Origin of the sequence: Paracoccus maritimus, from assembly GCF_025195095.1 — a bacterium.
Classification (GTDB): Bacteria; Pseudomonadota; Alphaproteobacteria; order Rhodobacterales; family Rhodobacteraceae; genus Paracoccus; species Paracoccus maritimus.
The window spans coordinates 375,385-393,615 of sequence record NZ_JANAVZ010000004.1 but is presented as its reverse complement, the minus strand read 5'-3'; the positions used below and the strand labels follow the sequence as shown (position 1 = coordinate 393,615).

Here is an 18,231-nt window from a genome sequence, read left to right as displayed (position 1 = left end):
AACCTGAAGTTCACCGTCGAACTGATCGCCCCGATCGCCATGGAAGACGGCCTCCGCTTCGCCATCCGCGAAGGCGGCCGCACCGTCGGCGCAGGCGTCGTCTCCAAAATCATCGAGTGATGATGTGATCCGGAAGCCGCGTTCCGCGCGGCTTTCGCGATCCGCAAGATTTTCCCCCGAAAGGGGGTTGCTATCGGGCAAAGCGGCCGCTATTTGGCCGCTCTGCTTATTACTACGGTTCGATGCAGGCTTCGCGTGGTGCGGGGTCTGCCTCTCAACTGAAATCCCATCCGAGGGATACAAGAATGCAAAGCCAGAATATCCGCATCCGGCTGAAGGCGTTCGATTACCGCGTGCTGGACGCCAGCACCCAGGAAATCGTCAACACCGCCAAGCGCACCGGCGCGACCGTTCGGGGTCCGATCCCGCTGCCGAACAAAATCGAGAAATTCACCGTCCTGCGTGGCCCGCACATCGACAAGAAGTCGCGCGACCAGTGGGAAATCCGCACCCACAAGCGCCTGCTGGACATCGTCGATCCGACCCCGCAGACCGTTGACGCCCTGATGAAGCTCGACCTCGCCGCCGGCGTGGATGTCGAGATCAAGGTCTGAGGGAGGCGAGTATGCTGCGTACTGGTGTTATCGCCAAGAAACTGGGCATGACCCGGCTGTTCCTCGAGGACGGCCGTCAGGTTCCGGTCACCGTCCTGCAACTGGACAATCTGCAAGTCGTGGATCAGCGCACGGTCGAGCGTGACGGCTATACCGCCGTTCAGCTTGGTGCCGGTGTCGCCAAGGCCAAGCGGACGACTGCCGCGCTGCGCGGTCACTTCGCCAAGGCCTCGGTTGCGCCCAAGCGCAAGATTGCCGAGTTCCGCGTTGCCGCAGAGAACCTGATCAATGTCGGGGAAGAGATCACGGCTGACCACTACTTCGCCGGTCAGTTCGTCGACATCGCCGGCACCTCGATCGGTAAAGGTTTTGCGGGCGCGATGAAGCGTCACAATTTCGGTGGTCTTCGCGCCTCGCACGGCGTGTCGATCAGCCACCGTTCGCATGGTTCGACCGGTCAGTGTCAGGACCCCGGCAAGGTGTTCAAGGGCAAGAAGATGGCCGGTCACCTGGGTGCCGTGCGTATCACGACCCAGAACCTGCAGGTCGTCCGCACCGACGCCGAACGTGGTCTGATCATGGTCAAGGGCTCGGTTCCCGGCTCGAAGGGCGGTTGGGTCACCATCAAGGACGCCGTCAAGAAGGCGACGCCCGAGAACGTGATCTATCCGGCTGCGCTGAAATCGGCTGCCGAAGAGGCAAAGCGTGCCGCCGAGGAAGCCGCGGCCCAGGCCGCTGCCGAGGAAGAAGCCGCCCGCAAGGCCGCCGAGGCCGAGGCTGCTGCTGCCGAAGAAGCCGCGCTGAAGGAAGCCGAAGCCTCGATCCAGTCCGACAAGGCTGACGACGGCGATGCTGCGCCTGAAGGAGACAAGGAATGAAACTCGACGTGATCAAGCTGGACGCCGGCAAGGCCGGGTCCATCGAGCTGGCCGACGAGGTGTTCGGCCTGTCCCCGCGCGGCGATCTGTTGCAGCGTGTCGTGCGCTGGCAGCGTGCCAAGGCACAGGCGGGCACCCACTCGGTCCTGGGCAAGTCGGATGTCAGCTATTCGACCAAGAAGATCTATCGCCAAAAGGGCACCGGCGGCGCACGCCACGGTTCCAAGAAGGCGCCGATCTTCCGTCACGGCGGCGTCTACAAGGGCCCGACCCCGCGTTCGCACGCCTTCGATCTGCCGAAGAAGGTGCGCGCACTGGGTCTGAAGCATGCCCTGTCCGCGAAGGCGAATGCCGGTGAACTGGTCGTGGTCGAGGATCTGAACCTCGCCGACGCCAAGACCGCTGCCGTCGCCAAGGCCGTCAAGGAAAACGGCTGGAAGCGCGTGCTGGTGATCGACGGTGCCGAAGTCAACGAGGGCTTCGCCCGCGCCGCCCGCAACATCGAAGGCGTGGATATCCTGCCGTCGATGGGCGCAAACGTCTATGACATCCTGAAGCGCGACACGCTGGTGATCACGCGGGCGGGTGTCGAAGCCCTGGAGGCTCGTCTGAAATGAGCGCGAAAGCTGAACATTACGACGTGATCGTCAAGCCGGTCATCACCGAAAAGGCCACGCTGACCTCGGAGAACAACGGCGTTGTCTTCCAGGTCGCGAACGATGCGACGAAACCGCAGATCAAGGAAGCGGTCGAGGCGCTGTTCGGTGTGAAGGTGAAGGCGGTCAACACCACCATCACCAAGGGCAAGCAGAAACGCTTCCGTGGCCAGCTTGGCCGCCGCAGCGATGTGAAGAAGGCCTATGTGACCCTGGAAGAGGGCAACACTATCGACGTCTCGACGGGACTCTGATAGACGGCTGCGAATCTGCGGCCCCGGCGATCGTCCGGGGCCGCTGATCTTTTGGACGAAACGGACCACCTCGGTCCAAAGCAACGGAAGACAGAAAGATGGCATTGAAGTCGTATAAACCGACGACGCCTGGCCAGCGCGGGCTGGTTCTGATCGACCGTTCGGAGCTTTGGAAAGGTCGCCCGGTCAAAACCCTTACTGAGGGTCTGACCAAGAAAGGCGGCCGGAACAACACCGGACGGATCACCATGCGCCGCAAGGGCGGCGGGGCGAAGCGCCTGTATCGCATCGTCGATTTCAAGCGCAACAAGTTCGATGTGGCCGCGGTGGTCGAACGGATCGAATACGATCCCAACCGCACCGCCTTTATCGCGCTGATCAGCTATGAAGATGGCGAGCGCGCCTATATCCTGGCACCGCAGCGTCTGGCAGTGGGCGACAAGATCGTCGCCGGCACCAAGGTTGACGTGAAGCCGGGCAACGCCATGCCCTTCAGCGGCATGCCGATCGGCACGATCGTGCACAACGTCGAACTGAAGCCCGGCAAGGGCGGCCAGATCGCACGTTCCGCTGGCACCTATGCCCAGTTCGTGGGTCGTGACGGCGGCTACGCCCAGATCCGCCTCAGCTCGGGCGAGCTGCGGATGGTCCGTCAGGAATGCATGGCCACCATCGGTGCCGTGTCGAACGCCGACCATTCGAACCAGAACCTGGGCAAGGCCGGCCGGAACCGCCACAAGGGCATCCGTCCGTCCGTGCGCGGTGTCGCGATGAACCCGATCGATCACCCGCATGGCGGTGGTGAGGGTCGTACCTCGGGTGGCCGTACGCCGGTGACGCCCTGGGGCAAGGACACCAAGGGCAAGAAAACCCGGACCAACAAGGCGACCGACAAGTATATCCTGCGGTCGCGTCACCAGAAGAAGGGGCGTTAATCCATGGCACGTTCTGTTTGGAAGGGCCCCTTTGTTGACGCCTATGTGCTCAAGAAAGCGGAAAAGGCCCGCGAGTCGGGGAAATCCGACGTCATCAAGATCTGGTCGCGTCGTTCGACCATCCTGCCGCAATTCGTCGGTCTTACCTTTGGCGTCTATAATGGCCAGAAGCACATCCCGGTGAACGTGTCCGAGGACATGATCGGTCAGAAATTCGGTGAATACTCGCCCACGCGGACCTATTACGGTCACGCGGCGGACAAGAAAGCCAAGAGGAAGTAATCGTCATGGGTAAGGAAAACAATCCGCGCCGCGTGGCGGAGAACGAGGCTTTCGCAAAGACGAAAATGCTTCGCACCTCGCCGCAGAAGCTGAACCTCGTGGCTCAGCTGATCCGGGGCAAGAAAGTCGATCGCGCGCTGGCCGATCTGACCTTTTCGCACAAGCGCATCGCCGGCGACGTGAAGAAATGCCTTCAGTCCGCCATCGCGAACGCCGAGAACAACCACGGACTCGACGTCGATAACCTGATCGTCGCAGAAGCCTGGGTCGGCAAGAACCTGGTGATGAAGCGTGGCCGTCCGCGGGCGCGTGGCCGCTATGGCAAGATCATGAAGCCGTTTTCGGAAATCACCATCAAGGTGCGCCAAGTCGAGGAGCAAGCGTAATGGGTCAGAAGGTCAACCCCATCGGGATGCGCCTCCAGGTGAACCGCACCTGGGACAGCCGCTGGTACGCAGATGACAAGGAATATGGCGATCTTCTGCTTGAAGACCTGAAAATTCGGGACTTCATCAAGAAGGAAGCCAAGCAGGCCGGCATCAGCCGCGTCATCATCGAGCGTCCGCACAAGAAATGCCGCGTCACGATCCATGCCGCTCGGCCTGGTGTGATCATCGGCAAGAAGGGTGCCGACATCGAGGTGCTTCGCAAGAAGTTGTCGAACTTCACCAAAAGCGATGTGAACCTGAACATCGTCGAAGTCCGCAAGCCCGAAGTCGATGCAGCCCTGGTCGCCGAATCGATCGCGCAGCAGCTTGAGCGTCGTGTTTCGTTCCGCCGCGCCATGAAGCGTTCGGTTCAGAACGCCATGCGCATGGGTGCACTGGGCATCCGCGTGAACGTCGCCGGCCGTCTGGGCGGAGCCGAGATCGCGCGGACCGAATGGTATCGCGAAGGCCGTGTGCCGCTGCACACGCTGCGTGCCGACATCGACTATGCGCTGGCCGAAGCCATGACCCCGTACGGGATCATCGGTGTGAAGGTCTGGATCTTCAAGGGCGAGATCATGGAGCATGACCCGCAGGCTCGCGACCGCAAGGCCGCCGAGGCGCAGGAAGGTCCGGCTCCTCGTGGTCCGCGCCGCGACGCCCGGTAAGGAGAACGACAAATGCTGCAACCAAAACGGACCAAGTTCCGCAAACAGCACAAGGGCCGGATCCACGGCAACGCGAAGGGCGGGTTCGACCTGAACTTTGGCTCGTTCGCGCTGAAGGCCACCGAACCCGAGCGTGTCACCGCCCGTCAGATCGAAGCGGCCCGCCGCGCGATCACCCGTCACATGAAACGTCAGGGCCGGGTCTGGATCCGGATCTTCCCGGATGTTCCGGTTTCCTCGAAGCCGACCGAAGTTCGGATGGGTAAGGGCAAGGGCTCGATCGATTTCTGGGCAGCCCGTGTCCACCCGGGCCGGATCATGTTCGAGATCGACGGCGTCAACGACGTGATCGCCCGCGAGGCCCTGCGCCTGGGCGCGATGAAGCTGCCGGTCCAGACTCGCATCGTCGCGCGCGAAGACTGGTAAGAACGCTGCGCTGATGCGCAAGCCATGACAAAGGCCCCGCCGGACACGGCGGGGTTTGCCTTTTCCCGGCCGCGCCGGGGAAAGGGGTTGCAAAATTCCGGGTCCGCCTGTATGGGCAGGCCTTCATCACGAAACTCCACCGGAATCAGGGTGGCCCGGACAATCCGGGGCTCTCCGGTGATGTGGGAAAGGACGACGCGTAATGGACGCGCAAGAACTGAAATCGAAGACGCCCGACCAGCTGAAGGAACAGCTTGTCGCGCTGAAGAAAGAGGCCTTCAACCTGCGTTTCCAGCAGGCCACCGGTCAGCTTGAGAACACCGCCCGCATGCGCACCGTGCGCCGCGACGTGGCGCGTGTGAAGACCATTCTGAACCAGAAAGCGGCCGATGCCGCTGCAGCGAACTGAGGAGGCTGACCCATGCCCAAACGCATCCTGCAAGGCAAGGTCGTCTCGGACAAGAACGAGCAGACCGTGACCGTTCTGGTCGAGCGCCGCTTCAAGCATCCGCTGCTGCACAAGACCGTGCGTCTGTCGAAGAAGTTCCGCGCCCATGACGCGGAAAACCAGTTCAAGGTCGGGGACACCGTTCGCATCGCCGAATGTGCGCCGATCTCGAAGACGAAACGCTGGACTGTCCTGACGGACGAAGCCGCTTCGGCATAAGTCCTTCATCACAGATCAGAAATGATCGAAACCCTGGGGCCGGACGCGAAACATTCCGGATCGGTCCCCAAAGGTCGGGAGAAACCAAATGATCCAGATGCAGACCAATCTGGATGTCGCTGACAACTCCGGCGCTCGCCGGGTTCAGTGCATCAAGGTCCTGGGTGGTTCGCACCGTCGCTATGCGTCGGTGGGCGACATCATCGTGGTGTCCGTCAAGGAAGCCATCCCGCGGGGCCGGGTCAAGAAGGGCGACGTCCGCAAGGCCGTGGTCGTTCGGACCGCCAAGGAAGTGAAGCGCGAGGACGGAACATCGATCCGCTTCGACCGTAACGCCGCCGTCATCCTGAACAACCAGGGCGAACCGGTCGGCACCCGTATTTTCGGGCCGGTCGTGCGCGAACTGCGCGCCAAGAACTTCATGAAGATCATCTCGCTTGCGCCGGAGGTGCTGTGATGGCTGCCAAGCTGAAAAAGGGCGACAAGGTCGTCGTGCTGGCCGGCAAGGACAAGGGCAAGCAGGGCGAAATCACCGCCGTCATGCCCAAGGACAACAAGGCCGTGGTTGACGGTGTGAACGTCGCCATCCGCCATACCCGCCAGTCGCAGAACAGCCAGGGTGGACGTGTGCCGAAGGCGATGCCGATCGACCTGTCGAACCTGGCCCTCATGGACAAGAATGGCAAAGCGACCCGCGTCGGCTTCCGCGAGGAAGACGGCAAGAAGGTCCGTTTCGCCAAGACCACGGGAGACGTGATCTGATGTTGGACAAGACCAATTACACGCCCCGCCTGAAAGCGCAGTTCCGCGAGACCATCAAGGCGGCGCTGAAGGAAGAGTTCGGCTACAAGAACGACATGCAGATCCCGCGTCTGGACAAGATCGTCCTGAACATGGGCATCGGCGAGGCCGTCAAGGACACCAAGAAGGTGAAGCAGGGCGCTGAAGAGCTGTCGCTGATCGCCGGCCAGAAGGCTGTCATCACCAAGGCCAAGAACTCGATCGCCGGGTTCCGCGTCCGTGAGGAAATGCCGCTGGGTGCCAAGGTGACGCTGCGTGGCGATCGGATGTACGAATTCCTGGATCGCCTGATCAATATCGCGCTGCCCCGCGTCCGCGACTTCCGCGGCGTGAAGGGCACCTCTTTCGATGGCCGTGGCAACTATGCCATGGGCCTGAAAGAGCACATCGTGTTCCCGGAAATCAACTTCGACCAGGTCGACGAAGTTCTGGGGATGGACATCATCATCTGCACCACCGCGAGGACCGACGCGGAAGCGAAGTCGCTGTTGAAGCATTTCAACATGCCGTTCAACAGCTGAGTCGCGGAGGGAAAGAGATATGGCAAAGAAATCGATGGTAGAGCGCGAGAAGAAGCGCGAGCGCCTGGTGGCTCAGTACGCCGAAAAGCGTGCGGCCCTGAAAGAGGTCATCAACGACCAGTCCCGTCCGATGGAAGAGCGGTTCAAGGCTTCGCTGAAGCTGGCCGAACTGCCGCGCAATTCGTCGGCGACGCGTCTGCACAACCGGTGCCAACTGACCGGTCGTCCTCACGCGTATTACCGCAAACTGAAACTGTCGCGGATCATGCTGCGCGAGCTTGGCTCGCAGGGGCAGATCCCCGGCCTGGTCAAGTCCAGCTGGTAAGGGGAACTGAGCATGATGAACGATCCTCTCGGTGATATGCTGACCCGCATCCGCAATGCGCAGATGCGTGGCAAATCCACCGTTCGCACCCCGGCCAGCAAGCTGCGCGCCTGGGTTCTGGATGTCCTTCAATCCGAGGGCTACATCCGCGGGTATGAAGAAGTCACCACCGATGCCGGCCACAAAGAGCTGGAAATCGGCCTGAAATATCACGATGGCACCCCGGTTATCCGGGAATTGTCGCGCGTGTCGAAGCCGGGTCGCCGCGTCTATGCAGGCGCACAGGCTCTGCCGCAGGTCCGTCAGGGCCTTGGCGTTTCGATCGTGTCGACCCCCAAGGGTGTCATGTCTGATGCAGCGGCTCGGACTGCCAATGTCGGCGGCGAAGTCCTCTGCACCGTATTCTAAGGAGGGCAGCAGATGTCTCGGATTGGTAAGAAACCGGTCGAACTGCCCAAGGGCGTGACGGCCGAAGTGAAGGGCCAGACGATCGAGGTAAAGGGTCCCAAGGGCACCCGCAGCTTCACCGCAACGGATGACGTCGATCTGATGATCGAAGAGGGCACGGTCCTCGTCAAGCCGCGCGGTCTGTCGAAGCGTGCTCGGCAGCAGTGGGGCATGACCCGCTCGATGGTCGAGAACCTGACGGTCGGGGTGTCGGACGGCTTCAAGAAAGAGCTGGAGATCCAGGGCGTGGGTTACCGCGCGCAGATGCAGGGCAAGACCCTGAAACTGTCCCTGGGCTACAGCCACGAGGTGAATTTCGAGACCCCGGAAGGTGTCACGATCACCGCGCCGAAGCAGACCGAGATCGTCGTCGAAGGCGTCGATCAGCAGCTGGTCGGCCAGGTTGCAGCCAACATTCGCGAGTGGCGTCAGCCCGAGCCCTACAAGGGCAAAGGCATTCGCTACAAGGGCGAATATATCTTCCGCAAGGAAGGCAAGAAGAAGTAAGGGGCGCATGAAATGGCACTGAAAAAGCAAGAGCTGTTCCAGAAGCGCCGCCTGCGCGTTCGGAACAAATTGCGGGCGATGTCGAACGGCCGTCCGCGTCTGTCGGTCCACCGTTCGTCGAAGAACCTTTCGGTTCAGATCATCGATGATCTGAAGGGCGTGACCCTGGCCTCGGCCAGCACGCTGGAGAAGGACTTCGGCGTGATCGGCAAGAACAACGTCGAGGCTGCGGCCAAGATCGGTTCCGCGATCGCGGAACGTGCGAAGAAAGCCGGCGTGGAAGAAGTTGTCTTCGACCGCGGCGGATTCATCTTTCACGGCAAGATCAAGGCACTGGCCGATGCGGCGCGCGAAGGCGGGCTGAAATTCTGATGCTGCGGGCGGCGCCCACCGCAAGGTCGGCGCCGCCCCGATGATCCGGGGGCGTGGGGATCCTTTCTCACACCCACTTGGATTGACCATAACGGCGCGCGCTGGTTGCGCCACGATGAAAGGATTGCCTGATGGCAGAACGTGATAACCGCCGGGGCCGTCGCGACGACCGTGACGAGAACCCGGAATTTCAGGATCGTCTGGTTGCGATCAACCGTGTGTCGAAGACCGTCAAGGGCGGCAAGCGCTTTGGCTTCGCGGCCCTGGTGGTCGTGGGCGATCAGCGTGGTCGTGTTGGCTTTGGCAAGGGCAAGGCCAAAGAGGTTCCCGAAGCGATCCGCAAGGCGACCGAACAGGCCAAGCGCGGCATGATGCGTGTGCCGCTGCGCGACGGTCGCACCTTGCACCATGACATCGAAGGTCGTCATGGCGCCGGCAAGGTGATCATGCGCACCGCCGTTCCGGGGACCGGCATCATCGCCGGCGGTCCGATGCGCGCCGTGTTCGAGATGCTGGGCGTTCAGGACGTCGTCGCCAAGTCGCAGGGGTCTCAGAACCCCTACAACATGATCCGCGCCACGCTGGACGGTCTGCGCAAGGAATCGAGCCCTCGTTCGGTCGCGCAGCGCCGTGGCAAGAAGGTCGCCGACATCCTGCCGTCGCAGGAGAAGGCTCCGGAAGCGACGGTTGGCACCGATGCCACCGTGACCTCGGCAGCGCAGGCGTAAGGAGTAGGACATGGCCAAAACCATCGTCGTCAAGCAGATCGGCAGCCCGATCCGCCGCCCCGCCATCCAGCGCGAGACGCTGAAGGGCCTGGGCCTGAACAAGATGAACCGCACGCGCGAACTGGAAGACACTCCGTCGGTGCGCGGCATGGTCGCCAAGATCCCGCATCTGGTGACCATCATCGAAGAAAAGAACTGACTTGAAAGGCCGGGGAAACCCGGCCTTTTCCATTCTGGACCCCGATATGGGGTCGCGATGTCACGACCCGTGCCGGTGGGGTGACACAGCGCATCTGCTCCGTCCGACCGCCAGGATCTTCCGCCAAGTAATATATCTGGCAAAGGGCAGATCGTTGAGATATCGCTTAAGCAACCAGTGGTTGCATTCGGCGACAATGACAGCGGCGCGCCTTCCTTTCATCTGTTTCTTCGCCGCGATCGCAGTCACGCCGGCATCGGCCAGCCCGTGGCCGCGCCAGACGGGCAGCACCTTCACATCGCTTTCGACCGAGATTGATCGGGACGGCAACAGCTATTCTTCGATTTACGCCGAATACGGGCTTGCGCCGCGAAACACGCTTGGCCTTGAAGCCGGTCGAAGCGACGCGGGCGAAACAAGGGCCTTGATCTGGCTGCAGCGTGCGCTGGACGACGGGACTGGCAACAACAGGTTCAGCGCGGCGATGGGGCTGGGCGTGATTCGGCGCGACGGTCTGTTCTATCCGACGGGCCAGATTTCCGGTGGTTGGGGGCGCGGCGTCGAGACCAGCCTGGGCGATGGCTGGCTGACCATCGAAGCCAAGCTGGAAATGTCCGGCGGGATGGATCTGCAAACCATGATGTCACGCGAGGCAACCGCGCAAGACACTTATCTGACGCCCGAGTATCTGGCCAAGGCGGAACTGACGTTCGGAGTTCGTCCGGATCGGGACTGGATGGTGATCAACCAGCTGCGCATCGAGGATCGCAGCGATGACGAGCTTTCGTTGAAATATGCCGGGTCTCTTGTCCGCGAGGTGATCGGCCCCATGAAGCTGGAACTGGGCGGGATCCTGCCGTTGCGGGGGCCGGGGCAGCCCGCCGTCAAGATCGGAACCTGGCTGGAATTCTAGCTTGTGCAAGCCCCGCCGCCGACCCTATGCCGTTCAGCATCCGGGTCGGGGGCGAAAGATCAGTCTTTGCCGGGCAGGATGCGGTCCAGAACGGCCCGCAGACGTTCGACGGTGCCTTCGACATCCTTCAGCTTGTCCAGCCCGAACAGACCAAGCCTGAAGGTCGAAAACCCGTCACCTTCGCCGACGGCAAGAGGCACACCGGCCGCGATCTGCAACCCCTCGGCTGCGAATTTGCGGCCTGATTTCACATCCGGATCATTTGTATAGGACACCACGACGCCCGGCGCGCCGAAGCCCGGCGCCGCGACCGAACGCAGCCCGCGGGCGGCCAGCATCTCGCGCACGGCGTCGCCCAGACGCCATTGCGCCTTGCAGGCGGCTTCAAAGCCCATCTCGCGGGTTTCCTGCATGGCGTCGCGCAGTCCGGTCAGCGCGTCGGTCGGCATCGTGGCGTGGTAGGCGTGTCCGCCATCTTCATAAGCGGCCATGATCGCGCGCCATTTCTTAAGATCCAGTGCAAAGCTGTCGCTTTCCGTCTCGGCCATCCGGGCGGCCGCGCGGTCGGACAACATGACCAGCCCCGCCGATGGCGAGGCCGACCACCCCTTTTGCGGGGCCGAGATCAGCACGTCGACACCGGTCGCCCGCATATCCACCCAGACCGCGCCCGAGGCGATGCAATCCAGCACCATCAGCGCGCCGACCTCGTGCGCGGCTGCGGCTAGCGCAGAGATATACTCATCGGGCAGGATCAGCCCGGCGGATGTCTCGACATGCGGGGCAAACACCGCGTCGGGGCGGACGTCGCGGATCTTGGCCGTAACCTCGTCGATGGGCGGAGGCGCATAGGCCGATTGCGCGTCGTTGCCCGCAGGGCGCGCCATTGCGATGGTCGTTTCCCGTGCAAAGCCGCCCGCCTCGAAGATCTGGCTCCAGCGATAGCTGAACCAGCCGTTCCGCACGATCAGGGCATGCGCATCGCGCCCGAACTGACGGGCGACCGATTCCATCGCATAGGTGCCGCCCCCCGGCACGATCGCCACCTGATCCGCGCCATAGACCTCGCGCAGGGACGCGGACAGTTCGCGCATCACGGACTGAAACTTCTGCGACATGTGATTCAACGAACGATCGGTGAAAACGACCGAGAATTCTTGCAAGCCGTCCGGATCGACACGGGACATGGCAGCCTCCTGATGTGTTGCTGGGCGCAGGCTAGACCGGGGCGGCGGCGGGCACCAGACCGCCAAACGGTGCAACCCCTTGCGGCCCCCCCGTACAGAGGACTACGTTGGGCACATCGGCAACATCGCAGGTTTTTCATGCGTATCGGCATACTTCAATGCGGCCAGTCGCCCGCGCAGTTGAAGGACGATCTGGGCGATTATCCGGACATGTTCGTCCGGCTTCTGGACGGGCGGGGGTTCGACTTCCGCGTCTGGCACGTCGAGGCAATGGAGTTTCCCGGCAGCATCGACGATGCGGATGGCTGGCTTTTGACAGGTTCGCGACACGGCGCGTATGAAGATCACGACTTCATCCCGCCGCTGGAGGATTTCATCCGTAGTGCATATGCCCAAGGGGTTCCGCTGGTGGGGATCTGTTTTGGCCACCAGATCATCGCGCAGGCGCTTGGCGGCAAGGTCATCAAGCATCCCGATGGATGGGCAGTGGGTGCGCAGGATTATGATTTCGACGGGCAGCCGGTGACGCTGAATGCCTGGCATCAGGATCAGGTCGTGTCGCTGCCCGAGGATGCCGAAGTCGCGGGCCGCAACGCGTTCTGCCAGAACGCCGCGCTGATCTATGGCGACCGCGCCTATACGGTTCAGGCCCATCCCGAATTCGACGACGCTTTCGTGCAGGGTCTGATGGACACCCGCGCCAAGGGTGTCGTGCCGCAGGATCTGCTGGATGCCGCATCACGGCGGATGGGAGACAGCAAGGGCGCGTCGCTGCTGGCCGAAAAGATCGAAGCGTTCTTCAAGCAACCGCGTAAACTGGCAAAGGGGGCAGCATGAGCGGCACATGGATCGAACGTGTGCCCGCCGCGGCGCGCGAATACTTGTCCGGCCGCAGGCTGGACGAAGTCGAGTGCATCGTCGCCGATATTGCAGGCGTGGCGCGTGGAAAGGCCATGCCCGCGTCTAAATTCGCGCATCAGGACAAGTTCTACCTGCCAAATTCGATCTTCCTGCAGACCATTACGGGGGAATGGGCCGAAAATCCGTCCGGTGCCTTCACCGAACCCGACATGATCCTGACCCCGGACTACAGCACTGCCTCGGCGGCGCCATGGACGGCGGACTGGACCATGCAGGTCATCCACGACGCCCATGACCAGCAGGGCAACCCCGTGCCGATCGCACCACGAAACGTCCTGAAAAGGCTGGTCCGGCTATACGAGGAAAAGGGCTGGAAGCCCGTCGTGGCGCCCGAGATGGAGTTCTTTCTGGTCGCGCGCAACGTGGACCCCAACCAGCCAATCATCCCGCCCATGGGCCGCACCGGCAGGCGCGCTGCCGCCAAGCAGGCCTATTCGATGTCGGCGGTGGATGAATACGGCAAGGTGATCGACGATATCTATGATTTCGCCGAGGCACAGGGATTCGAGATCGACGGCATTCTTCAGGAAGGCGGCGCCGGACAGGTCGAGATCAACCTCAACCACGGCGATCCCGTGGCGCTGGCCGACGAGATCTTCTTTTTCAAGCGCCTGATCCGCGAGGCCGCACTGCGCCACGACTGTTTCGCGACCTTCATGGCAAAGCCGATCGAGGGCGAGCCGGGCAGCGCGATGCATATTCACCACTCGATCGTCGATCTGAAGACCGGCAAGAACATCTTCTCGGATGATCGCGGGCGCGAGACCGACGCGTTCCTGCATTTCATCGGTGGCATGCAGCGGCACCTGCCGGCAGCGGTCGCGCTGCTGGCGCCCTATGTCAACAGCTATCGCCGCTATGTCCCTGATTTCGCGGCGCCGATCAATCTTGAATGGGGGCGCGACAACCGCACGACCGGATTGCGCGTGCCGATTTCGGGGCCCGAGGCGCGGCGGATAGAGAACCGGCTGGCCGGGATGGATTGCAACCCGTATCTGGGAATCGCGGCCAGCCTTGCCTGCGGCTATCTGGGCCTTCTGGAACAAGAGGGGCCGCGTGCCGAATGTCTTGGCGATGCCTATATGTCCCGCGACGAACTGCCCTATAACCTTGGTGACGCGCTGGACATCATGTCCGAGAGCCTGCCCATGCGCGAGGTGCTGGGCGACGAGTTCGTGGATGTCTACGAGGCAGTGAAACGCAACGAATACAAAGAGTTTCTGCAGGTCATCAGCCCGTGGGAACGGGAACATCTGCTGTTGAACGTATGAACCTGCTCTATGCGAACGACCGGCAGGGCGAATATCCGCCCAGCCTGTATGCCCAGACGAAAACGCCGCTGGATCAGTTTCCCCGACAAAAGGGTGAGTCACGCTGTGACGTTGCGGTTGTGGGTGGCGGCTATGCAGGGCTGTCGGCAGCTCTGCATCTGGCGCGGGGTGGCCATGACGTGACCCTGCTGGAGGCACATCGCGTCGGTTTCGGGGCGTCGGGGCGCAACGGCGGGCAGGTCGGGTCCGGGCAGCGGCAAGAGGTCGACTGGCTTGAGAAGCATCTGGGCCGCGAGACCGCGCGCCGTCTGTGGGATCTGGCCGAGGATGCAAAGGCGCTGGTGCGGGATCTGGCGCACGAAGCCGGTGTGCCGATCCGTGACGGTATCGCCCATGCGTGCCGCAGCGAATCCGAGGTGGATCATGCGCGCCGGATGGCGGATCATCTGGCCTCTCGCTATGGCTACGACAAGGTCGAGTTTCAGGATCGCGATGCGCTGGCCGGGTTGCTGGGCAGCGATGCCTATGTGGGCGGCGATGTCGATTGGGGGGCGGCCCATCTGCACCCGCTGAACCTGGCGCTTGGCATCGCGCGGCTGGCCGACGCGGCCGGGGCGCGCATCCGCGAAAACAGCCATGTCCACAGAATCACCCATGCACGCAAGCCCGGTGAGAAGACTGTTGTTCATTGCGATACGGGCCGGGTGATCTGCGATCAGGTCATTCTGGCCGGCAACGGCTATCTGGGCGATATCGCGCCCAAGGTCGCTGCGCGGGTCATGCCGATCAACAACTATATCGTCGCGACCGAGCCGCTGGGTGATCGCTTTGCCGAGATCCTGCCGCGCAACACCGCCGTCGCCGACACTAAATTCGTGGTCAATTACTGGCGGATGGATGATGATCGCAGGCTGATTTTCGGCGGCGGCGAAACGGTCACCTATCGCTTTCCCCAGGATATCGCCAGCGTCGTTCAGCCGCATCTGCTGGCCGTCTATCCGCAACTGCAGGGAATGCGCCTGACGCATGCGTGGGGCGGCACACTGGCGATCACCATGAACCGGATGCCGTGTTTCGCGCGGCCCGCGCCGAATTGCCTGTCGGCCAGCGGATTTTCTGGTCATGGTGTCGCGATGGCGACACTTGCGGGGCGGTTGATGGCTGACGCTGTGGCCGGGCAGGCTGCAGGGTTTGACGCGATGGCCGCAGTGCCGACGCGCCCCTTCCCGGGGGGACGGGCGCTGCGCGGGCCGCTGCTGGTCGCGGGAATGTCGTGGTTCGCGCTGCGCGACAGGCTTGGATTCTGACTGGATCAGTCGCTGGCCAGACCCATGTCTGAAAGAACCTTTTGCCTGATCAGGGCGGAATCCCGGTCCGTAACCCCCAACAAACCGGCCACAAGCCGGATCATCGATTCCTCGTCCATGTCCCGCCGTTGATCCGCATAGGCGATTTCCCACATGGCGGCCAGCACGCCGGTCCGGTCTTCCAGCGCGATCCGGTCCTTGATCAACCGGGTAAAGCGCACGGTGTCCGGGGCCTCGGCCTCGATCATTTCCGCGGCCGCGCGGCGTTCGGCCGCTTGATCCGGGGTCAGGCCGCGCCTGCGCGCCAGAACCCGGTCGATGCGCTGGCGTTCAGACAGTTCATAATGATCATCTGCACGCGCCACGCGCACCAACAGCGCGGCGATTGCGACCTCGGCATCCTGCGCGGCCAGGGGCTGTGGCGCGGGATCGTCGGCAAAGAGGCGGGACAGCAGATTGCGAAACATGCCGTTGAGCATACTGGATATTTCAGCCGCGACAAGCGGCCAGAACATAACCTTTGCTTGCCGTAAGGTCGGCCGAGATCAGGATTTTGTCACCTGGGCAACGGGGATGCGAATTTTCCCCTGCGCAACCGGCACGGCACACCCGGCAACGCGTATCTGCCGCAGTTCGCCCGCTTCGACCACCGCCGTCATGTCGATCCGCGACGCGCGCCCCATCTCGATTCCCTGTTCCAGAGGGATCCGGTTTTCCCCCTCGGCCAGCGCATGGCTGGCCAGCAGTTGCCCGGCAAGAATGGCCGATGCCGATCCTGTGGCGGGATCTTCAGGTATGCCCGCGGTGGGTGAGAACATCCGTGCCCGGTAACCGGATTTCACCGGGGTATAAAGATAGGCACTGTCCACCCCCGCGGCCTGCATCGCCTGCGACCAGAAGGGCTGGATCGGACGCGCGGCGGCCAGCGCGTCGAGATCGCGGACCGGAACATAAAGAAACGCCGGACCACCCTGCCAGATCGCCGGCTGGTGACCCGGCAGACCGATCGCATCGGCGGGCAGGTCCGTCGCGCGTGCGATCAGGTCCGGATCTGCCTGCCCGGGTTGCGCCACAGGCAGCTTCGGCGCGGTGAATTCCGCCTGTCCGTTCCGGATTTCGACCGGGACAAGCCCGGCCTCTTCCTCAAGCAGGATCCTGACATCGGCGCCCCCCGACAGATGCAGCGCGCAGCCGATGGTCGGATGACCCGCGAACGGGATTTCGGCGGTCGGAAAAAAGATCCGGACCCGTGCGGTATTGGCCGCGTCGCGCGGTGCCATCACGAAGATCGTCTCTGACAGGTTGAACTGCTGCGCGATGATCTGCATCTGCGCGGTGGTCAGACCGTCTGCACCTGTCACGATTGCCAGCGGGTTGCCGCTGAAAGCCCGGTCGGTGAAGACGTCCCAGATGTGAAATTCAAGCATGCGCGATCCGTTGGCAAGGCAGCCTCAGTATTTCTGCGGCACATAAAGGTCGCGCGGCAAGACCTCTCGTTCGTAGTCCGGATTGAAGACCCGCTCGGGCAGCGTGATCTGCTCATGAGGCACGTCGGTATATGGGATCATGCTCAGCAGATGGCTGATGCAATTCAGCCGCGCGCGCTTCTTGTCGTTGCCTGGGACGATGTACCAAGGTGCCTCGGGGATGTTCGTGCGCTCGAACATGTCTTCCTTGGCCTTGGTATAGGCCTCCCACCGGACCCGGGATTGCAGGTCCATCGGCGAAAGTTTCCACTGTTTCAGCGGATCGTGGATCCGCATCAGGAATCGCATCTGCTGTTCTTCGTCGGTGACCGAGAACCAGTATTTGACCAGTCGGATTCCCGACCGGACCAGCATCCGCTCGAACTCGGGAACGTCCTGGAAGAACTGTTCAACCTGGTCTTCATCGGCGAAGCCCATGACGCGCTCGACCCCGGCGCGGTTATACCAGCTGCGGTCGAACAGGACCACCTCTCCGCCGGCGGGCAGGTGGGGAACATAGCGCTGGAAATACCACTGGGTCTTTTCGCGGTCCGAGGGTGCGGGCAGGGCCACGACGCGGGCGACGCGGGGGTTGAGCCGCTGTGTGATCCGCTTGATCGCGCCGCCCTTGCCCGCCGAGTCGCGACCCTCGAACAGGACGACGATCTTTTCCTTGTGATAGCTTGCCCAGTCCTGCAGCTTGATAAGCTCGGACTGCAGGCGCAGCAATTCCTGGAAATACAGCTTGCGATCCATCTGGTCGGGGTGGTGGCCGCGATAGATCCGCCGGATCTCGGCGGACAGGACCGCGTCCTCCAGCTCGATTTCGTAATCCTCGTCCAGCGTGTCCTGCAACTCGGCGTCAAGCCAGTCCTTGGAAAATTCGGTCATGGTTCTCTCCGGTTCTTCGGGTCCGGTCTAGGCCGGAAATGTAACGGAATTAAGGCCGTCCCGCCAAAGCCTATGACCCGAAGCGGCGGGCGCAGGAGGACGTGACCGCAAGCACGAAACCCTGCCCCGTGCCGGCATCGACGGTCCCGCACCATTGGCCGTCGGTGGTGAACAGACTGCGCGTGCCCTTGGCGGGACGGTAGGCGACCCGTCTGCCGTTCACGTCGAACAGGTTCAGCACGCCGCCCGCATTGGTCGCATAATAGCCCAGCACGCTGCCATCGGATGTGATGATCAGCCGCTTTTCATTTGCCGGGTTGGTCGGGCGGTTCTGCCATGTCGAGGTGGAATTGGCGGTGTTTCCAGCCGAATTCCATGGCGCGTTGGGTGAATTCGAGGCCTTGGCCGGATTGTTGGCGGGATGGCCGGGCCCCAGGTCGAACGGCAACCGGCTGCGATCCAGCACGATCAGCGGCGCGTCCGCTGCGGCGCACGTCGCCCAGAAGGCACAGATCAGCATGCCAATCGCTGTGCGGGAAAGGGCGTGCATCTGGGCTCCGGTCGCTG

At 62.5% G+C, this 18,231-nt stretch carries 30 protein-coding genes; 25 read left to right on the top strand and 5 right to left on the bottom strand.

The window, feature by feature from the left end; translation table 11 throughout:
• The 22 genes from MU516_RS09660 to MU516_RS09555 all read left to right on the top strand — a co-directional run.
• On the top strand, positions 1–120 hold a 120-nt coding region (locus tag MU516_RS09660; protein WP_260277027.1), incomplete at its 5' end, for an EF-Tu C-terminal domain-related protein.
• A gap of 185 nt (positions 121–305) precedes the next feature.
• Positions 306–614, top strand: a complete 309-nt coding sequence (gene rpsJ, locus MU516_RS09655; RefSeq protein ID WP_042247848.1) for a 30S ribosomal protein S10 — start codon at positions 306–308, stop codon at positions 612–614.
• Between the two features lie 11 nt (positions 615–625).
• Positions 626–1,492: a 50S ribosomal protein L3 gene (rplC, locus tag MU516_RS09650; protein WP_209055628.1), complete on the top strand. Its 867-nt coding sequence runs from the start codon at positions 626–628 to the stop codon at positions 1,490–1,492.
• Positions 1,489–2,109 (top strand): 50S ribosomal protein L4, encoded by a 621-nt coding sequence (rplD, locus tag MU516_RS09645; protein WP_209055627.1) that lies wholly within the window; start codon positions 1,489–1,491, stop codon positions 2,107–2,109. Before rplC ends, rplD begins: the two co-directional genes overlap by 4 nt.
• Positions 2,106–2,402 (top strand): 50S ribosomal protein L23, encoded by a 297-nt coding sequence (locus MU516_RS09640; protein WP_209055626.1) that lies wholly within the window; start codon positions 2,106–2,108, stop codon positions 2,400–2,402. The genes rplD and MU516_RS09640 overlap by 4 nt, the downstream gene beginning before the upstream one ends.
• A 98-nt stretch (positions 2,403–2,500) precedes the next feature.
• Complete coding sequence (gene rplB / locus MU516_RS09635) at positions 2,501–3,337, top strand: 50S ribosomal protein L2 (protein ID WP_260276999.1); 837 nt, start codon at positions 2,501–2,503, stop codon at positions 3,335–3,337.
• A 3-nt stretch (positions 3,338–3,340) separates the two neighbouring features.
• The gene (rpsS, locus tag MU516_RS09630; RefSeq protein WP_147095517.1) at positions 3,341–3,619 is read left to right on the top strand and encodes a 30S ribosomal protein S19; all 279 of its coding nucleotides are present in this window, start codon (positions 3,341–3,343) and stop codon (positions 3,617–3,619) included.
• A 5-nt stretch (positions 3,620–3,624) separates the two neighbouring features.
• Positions 3,625–4,005, top strand: a complete 381-nt coding sequence (gene rplV / locus MU516_RS09625; protein ID WP_209055624.1) for a 50S ribosomal protein L22 — start codon at positions 3,625–3,627, stop codon at positions 4,003–4,005.
• Positions 4,005–4,715 carry a 30S ribosomal protein S3 gene (gene rpsC / locus MU516_RS09620; protein WP_209055623.1) on the top strand — a complete coding sequence of 237 codons (711 nt, stop codon included), beginning with the start codon at positions 4,005–4,007 and terminating at the stop codon, positions 4,713–4,715. Before rplV ends, rpsC begins: the two co-directional genes overlap by 1 nt.
• A gap of 12 nt (positions 4,716–4,727) precedes the next feature.
• The gene (gene rplP, locus MU516_RS09615; protein ID WP_209055622.1) at positions 4,728–5,141 is read left to right on the top strand and encodes a 50S ribosomal protein L16; all 414 of its coding nucleotides are present in this window, start codon (positions 4,728–4,730) and stop codon (positions 5,139–5,141) included.
• Between the two features lie 202 nt (positions 5,142–5,343).
• Positions 5,344–5,550, top strand: a complete 207-nt coding sequence (rpmC, locus tag MU516_RS09610) for a 50S ribosomal protein L29 (RefSeq protein WP_209055621.1) — start codon at positions 5,344–5,346, stop codon at positions 5,548–5,550.
• 12 nt (positions 5,551–5,562) lie between these two features.
• The gene (gene rpsQ, locus MU516_RS09605) at positions 5,563–5,808 is read left to right on the top strand and encodes a 30S ribosomal protein S17 (RefSeq protein ID WP_209055620.1); all 246 of its coding nucleotides are present in this window, start codon (positions 5,563–5,565) and stop codon (positions 5,806–5,808) included.
• Between the two features lie 88 nt (positions 5,809–5,896).
• Positions 5,897–6,265 (top strand): 50S ribosomal protein L14, encoded by a 369-nt coding sequence (rplN, locus tag MU516_RS09600; protein ID WP_010400243.1) that lies wholly within the window; start codon positions 5,897–5,899, stop codon positions 6,263–6,265.
• Positions 6,265–6,570, top strand: a complete 306-nt coding sequence (gene rplX / locus MU516_RS09595; protein ID WP_260276998.1) for a 50S ribosomal protein L24 — start codon at positions 6,265–6,267, stop codon at positions 6,568–6,570. The genes rplN and rplX overlap by 1 nt, the downstream gene beginning before the upstream one ends.
• Positions 6,570–7,130 carry a 50S ribosomal protein L5 gene (gene rplE / locus MU516_RS09590; protein ID WP_209055618.1) on the top strand — a complete coding sequence of 187 codons (561 nt, stop codon included), beginning with the start codon at positions 6,570–6,572 and terminating at the stop codon, positions 7,128–7,130. Before rplX ends, rplE begins: the two co-directional genes overlap by 1 nt.
• Before the next feature lie 19 nt (positions 7,131–7,149).
• Entirely contained in the window at positions 7,150–7,455 is a 306-nt protein-coding gene (gene rpsN / locus MU516_RS09585) for a 30S ribosomal protein S14 (RefSeq protein WP_209055617.1), read from the top strand.
• A gap of 15 nt (positions 7,456–7,470) precedes the next feature.
• On the top strand, positions 7,471–7,863 hold the full coding sequence (gene rpsH, locus MU516_RS09580; RefSeq protein ID WP_209055660.1) for a 30S ribosomal protein S8: 393 nt from the start codon (positions 7,471–7,473) through the stop codon (positions 7,861–7,863).
• Positions 7,864–7,875: 12 nt separating this feature from the next.
• Positions 7,876–8,409, top strand: a complete 534-nt coding sequence (gene rplF / locus MU516_RS09575; RefSeq protein ID WP_260276996.1) for a 50S ribosomal protein L6 — start codon at positions 7,876–7,878, stop codon at positions 8,407–8,409.
• A gap of 12 nt (positions 8,410–8,421) precedes the next feature.
• Complete coding sequence (gene rplR, locus MU516_RS09570; RefSeq protein WP_209055615.1) at positions 8,422–8,781, top strand: 50S ribosomal protein L18; 360 nt, start codon at positions 8,422–8,424, stop codon at positions 8,779–8,781.
• 131 nt (positions 8,782–8,912) lie between these two features.
• Positions 8,913–9,509: a 30S ribosomal protein S5 gene (gene rpsE / locus MU516_RS09565; RefSeq protein WP_209055614.1), complete on the top strand. Its 597-nt coding sequence runs from the start codon at positions 8,913–8,915 to the stop codon at positions 9,507–9,509.
• Between the two features lie 10 nt (positions 9,510–9,519).
• Positions 9,520–9,708: a 50S ribosomal protein L30 gene (gene rpmD / locus MU516_RS09560; RefSeq protein ID WP_209055613.1), complete on the top strand. Its 189-nt coding sequence runs from the start codon at positions 9,520–9,522 to the stop codon at positions 9,706–9,708.
• Between the two features lie 154 nt (positions 9,709–9,862).
• Positions 9,863–10,621, top strand: coding sequence for a hypothetical protein (locus MU516_RS09555; RefSeq protein WP_260276995.1), 759 nt, complete (start codon positions 9,863–9,865; stop codon positions 10,619–10,621).
• A gap of 59 nt (positions 10,622–10,680) precedes the next feature.
• Here the strand turns inward: MU516_RS09555 and MU516_RS09550 are convergent, their stop codons facing one another.
• The gene (locus MU516_RS09550) at positions 10,681–11,808 is read right to left on the bottom strand and encodes an aminotransferase class V-fold PLP-dependent enzyme (RefSeq protein ID WP_260276994.1); all 1,128 of its coding nucleotides are present in this window, start codon (positions 11,806–11,808) and stop codon (positions 10,681–10,683) included.
• A gap of 138 nt (positions 11,809–11,946) precedes the next feature.
• Here MU516_RS09550 and MU516_RS09545 point away from each other — a divergent pair, with 138 nt between their 5' ends.
• From MU516_RS09545 to MU516_RS09535, 3 genes are read left to right on the top strand one after another with little or no spacing between them, the layout of a single operon-like run.
• Complete coding sequence (locus tag MU516_RS09545) at positions 11,947–12,645, top strand: type 1 glutamine amidotransferase (protein ID WP_260276993.1); 699 nt, start codon at positions 11,947–11,949, stop codon at positions 12,643–12,645.
• The gene (locus tag MU516_RS09540) at positions 12,642–14,000 is read left to right on the top strand and encodes a glutamine synthetase family protein (protein ID WP_260276992.1); all 1,359 of its coding nucleotides are present in this window, start codon (positions 12,642–12,644) and stop codon (positions 13,998–14,000) included. Before MU516_RS09545 ends, MU516_RS09540 begins: the two co-directional genes overlap by 4 nt.
• The gene (locus MU516_RS09535; protein ID WP_260276990.1) at positions 13,997–15,307 is read left to right on the top strand and encodes an NAD(P)/FAD-dependent oxidoreductase; all 1,311 of its coding nucleotides are present in this window, start codon (positions 13,997–13,999) and stop codon (positions 15,305–15,307) included. The genes MU516_RS09540 and MU516_RS09535 overlap by 4 nt, the downstream gene beginning before the upstream one ends.
• A 5-nt stretch (positions 15,308–15,312) precedes the next feature.
• On the opposite strand, the gene MU516_RS09530 is transcribed toward MU516_RS09535, so the two are convergent.
• The 4 genes from MU516_RS09530 to MU516_RS09515 all read right to left on the bottom strand — a co-directional run bounded on the left by MU516_RS09530 (position 15,313) and on the right by MU516_RS09515 (position 18,214).
• Entirely contained in the window at positions 15,313–15,774 is a 462-nt protein-coding gene (locus tag MU516_RS09530; protein WP_260276989.1) for a tellurite resistance TerB family protein, read from the bottom strand.
• Between the two features lie 78 nt (positions 15,775–15,852).
• Positions 15,853–16,734: a PhzF family phenazine biosynthesis protein gene (locus tag MU516_RS09525; RefSeq protein WP_260276988.1), complete on the bottom strand. Its 882-nt coding sequence runs from the start codon at positions 16,732–16,734 to the stop codon at positions 15,853–15,855.
• A 24-nt stretch (positions 16,735–16,758) separates the two neighbouring features.
• Complete coding sequence (ppk2, locus tag MU516_RS09520) at positions 16,759–17,664, bottom strand: polyphosphate kinase 2 (RefSeq protein ID WP_260276987.1); 906 nt, start codon at positions 17,662–17,664, stop codon at positions 16,759–16,761.
• 70 nt (positions 17,665–17,734) lie between these two features.
• Complete coding sequence (locus MU516_RS09515) at positions 17,735–18,214, bottom strand: hypothetical protein (RefSeq protein ID WP_260276986.1); 480 nt, start codon at positions 18,212–18,214, stop codon at positions 17,735–17,737.
• Positions 18,215–18,231: the final 17 nt, after the last annotated feature.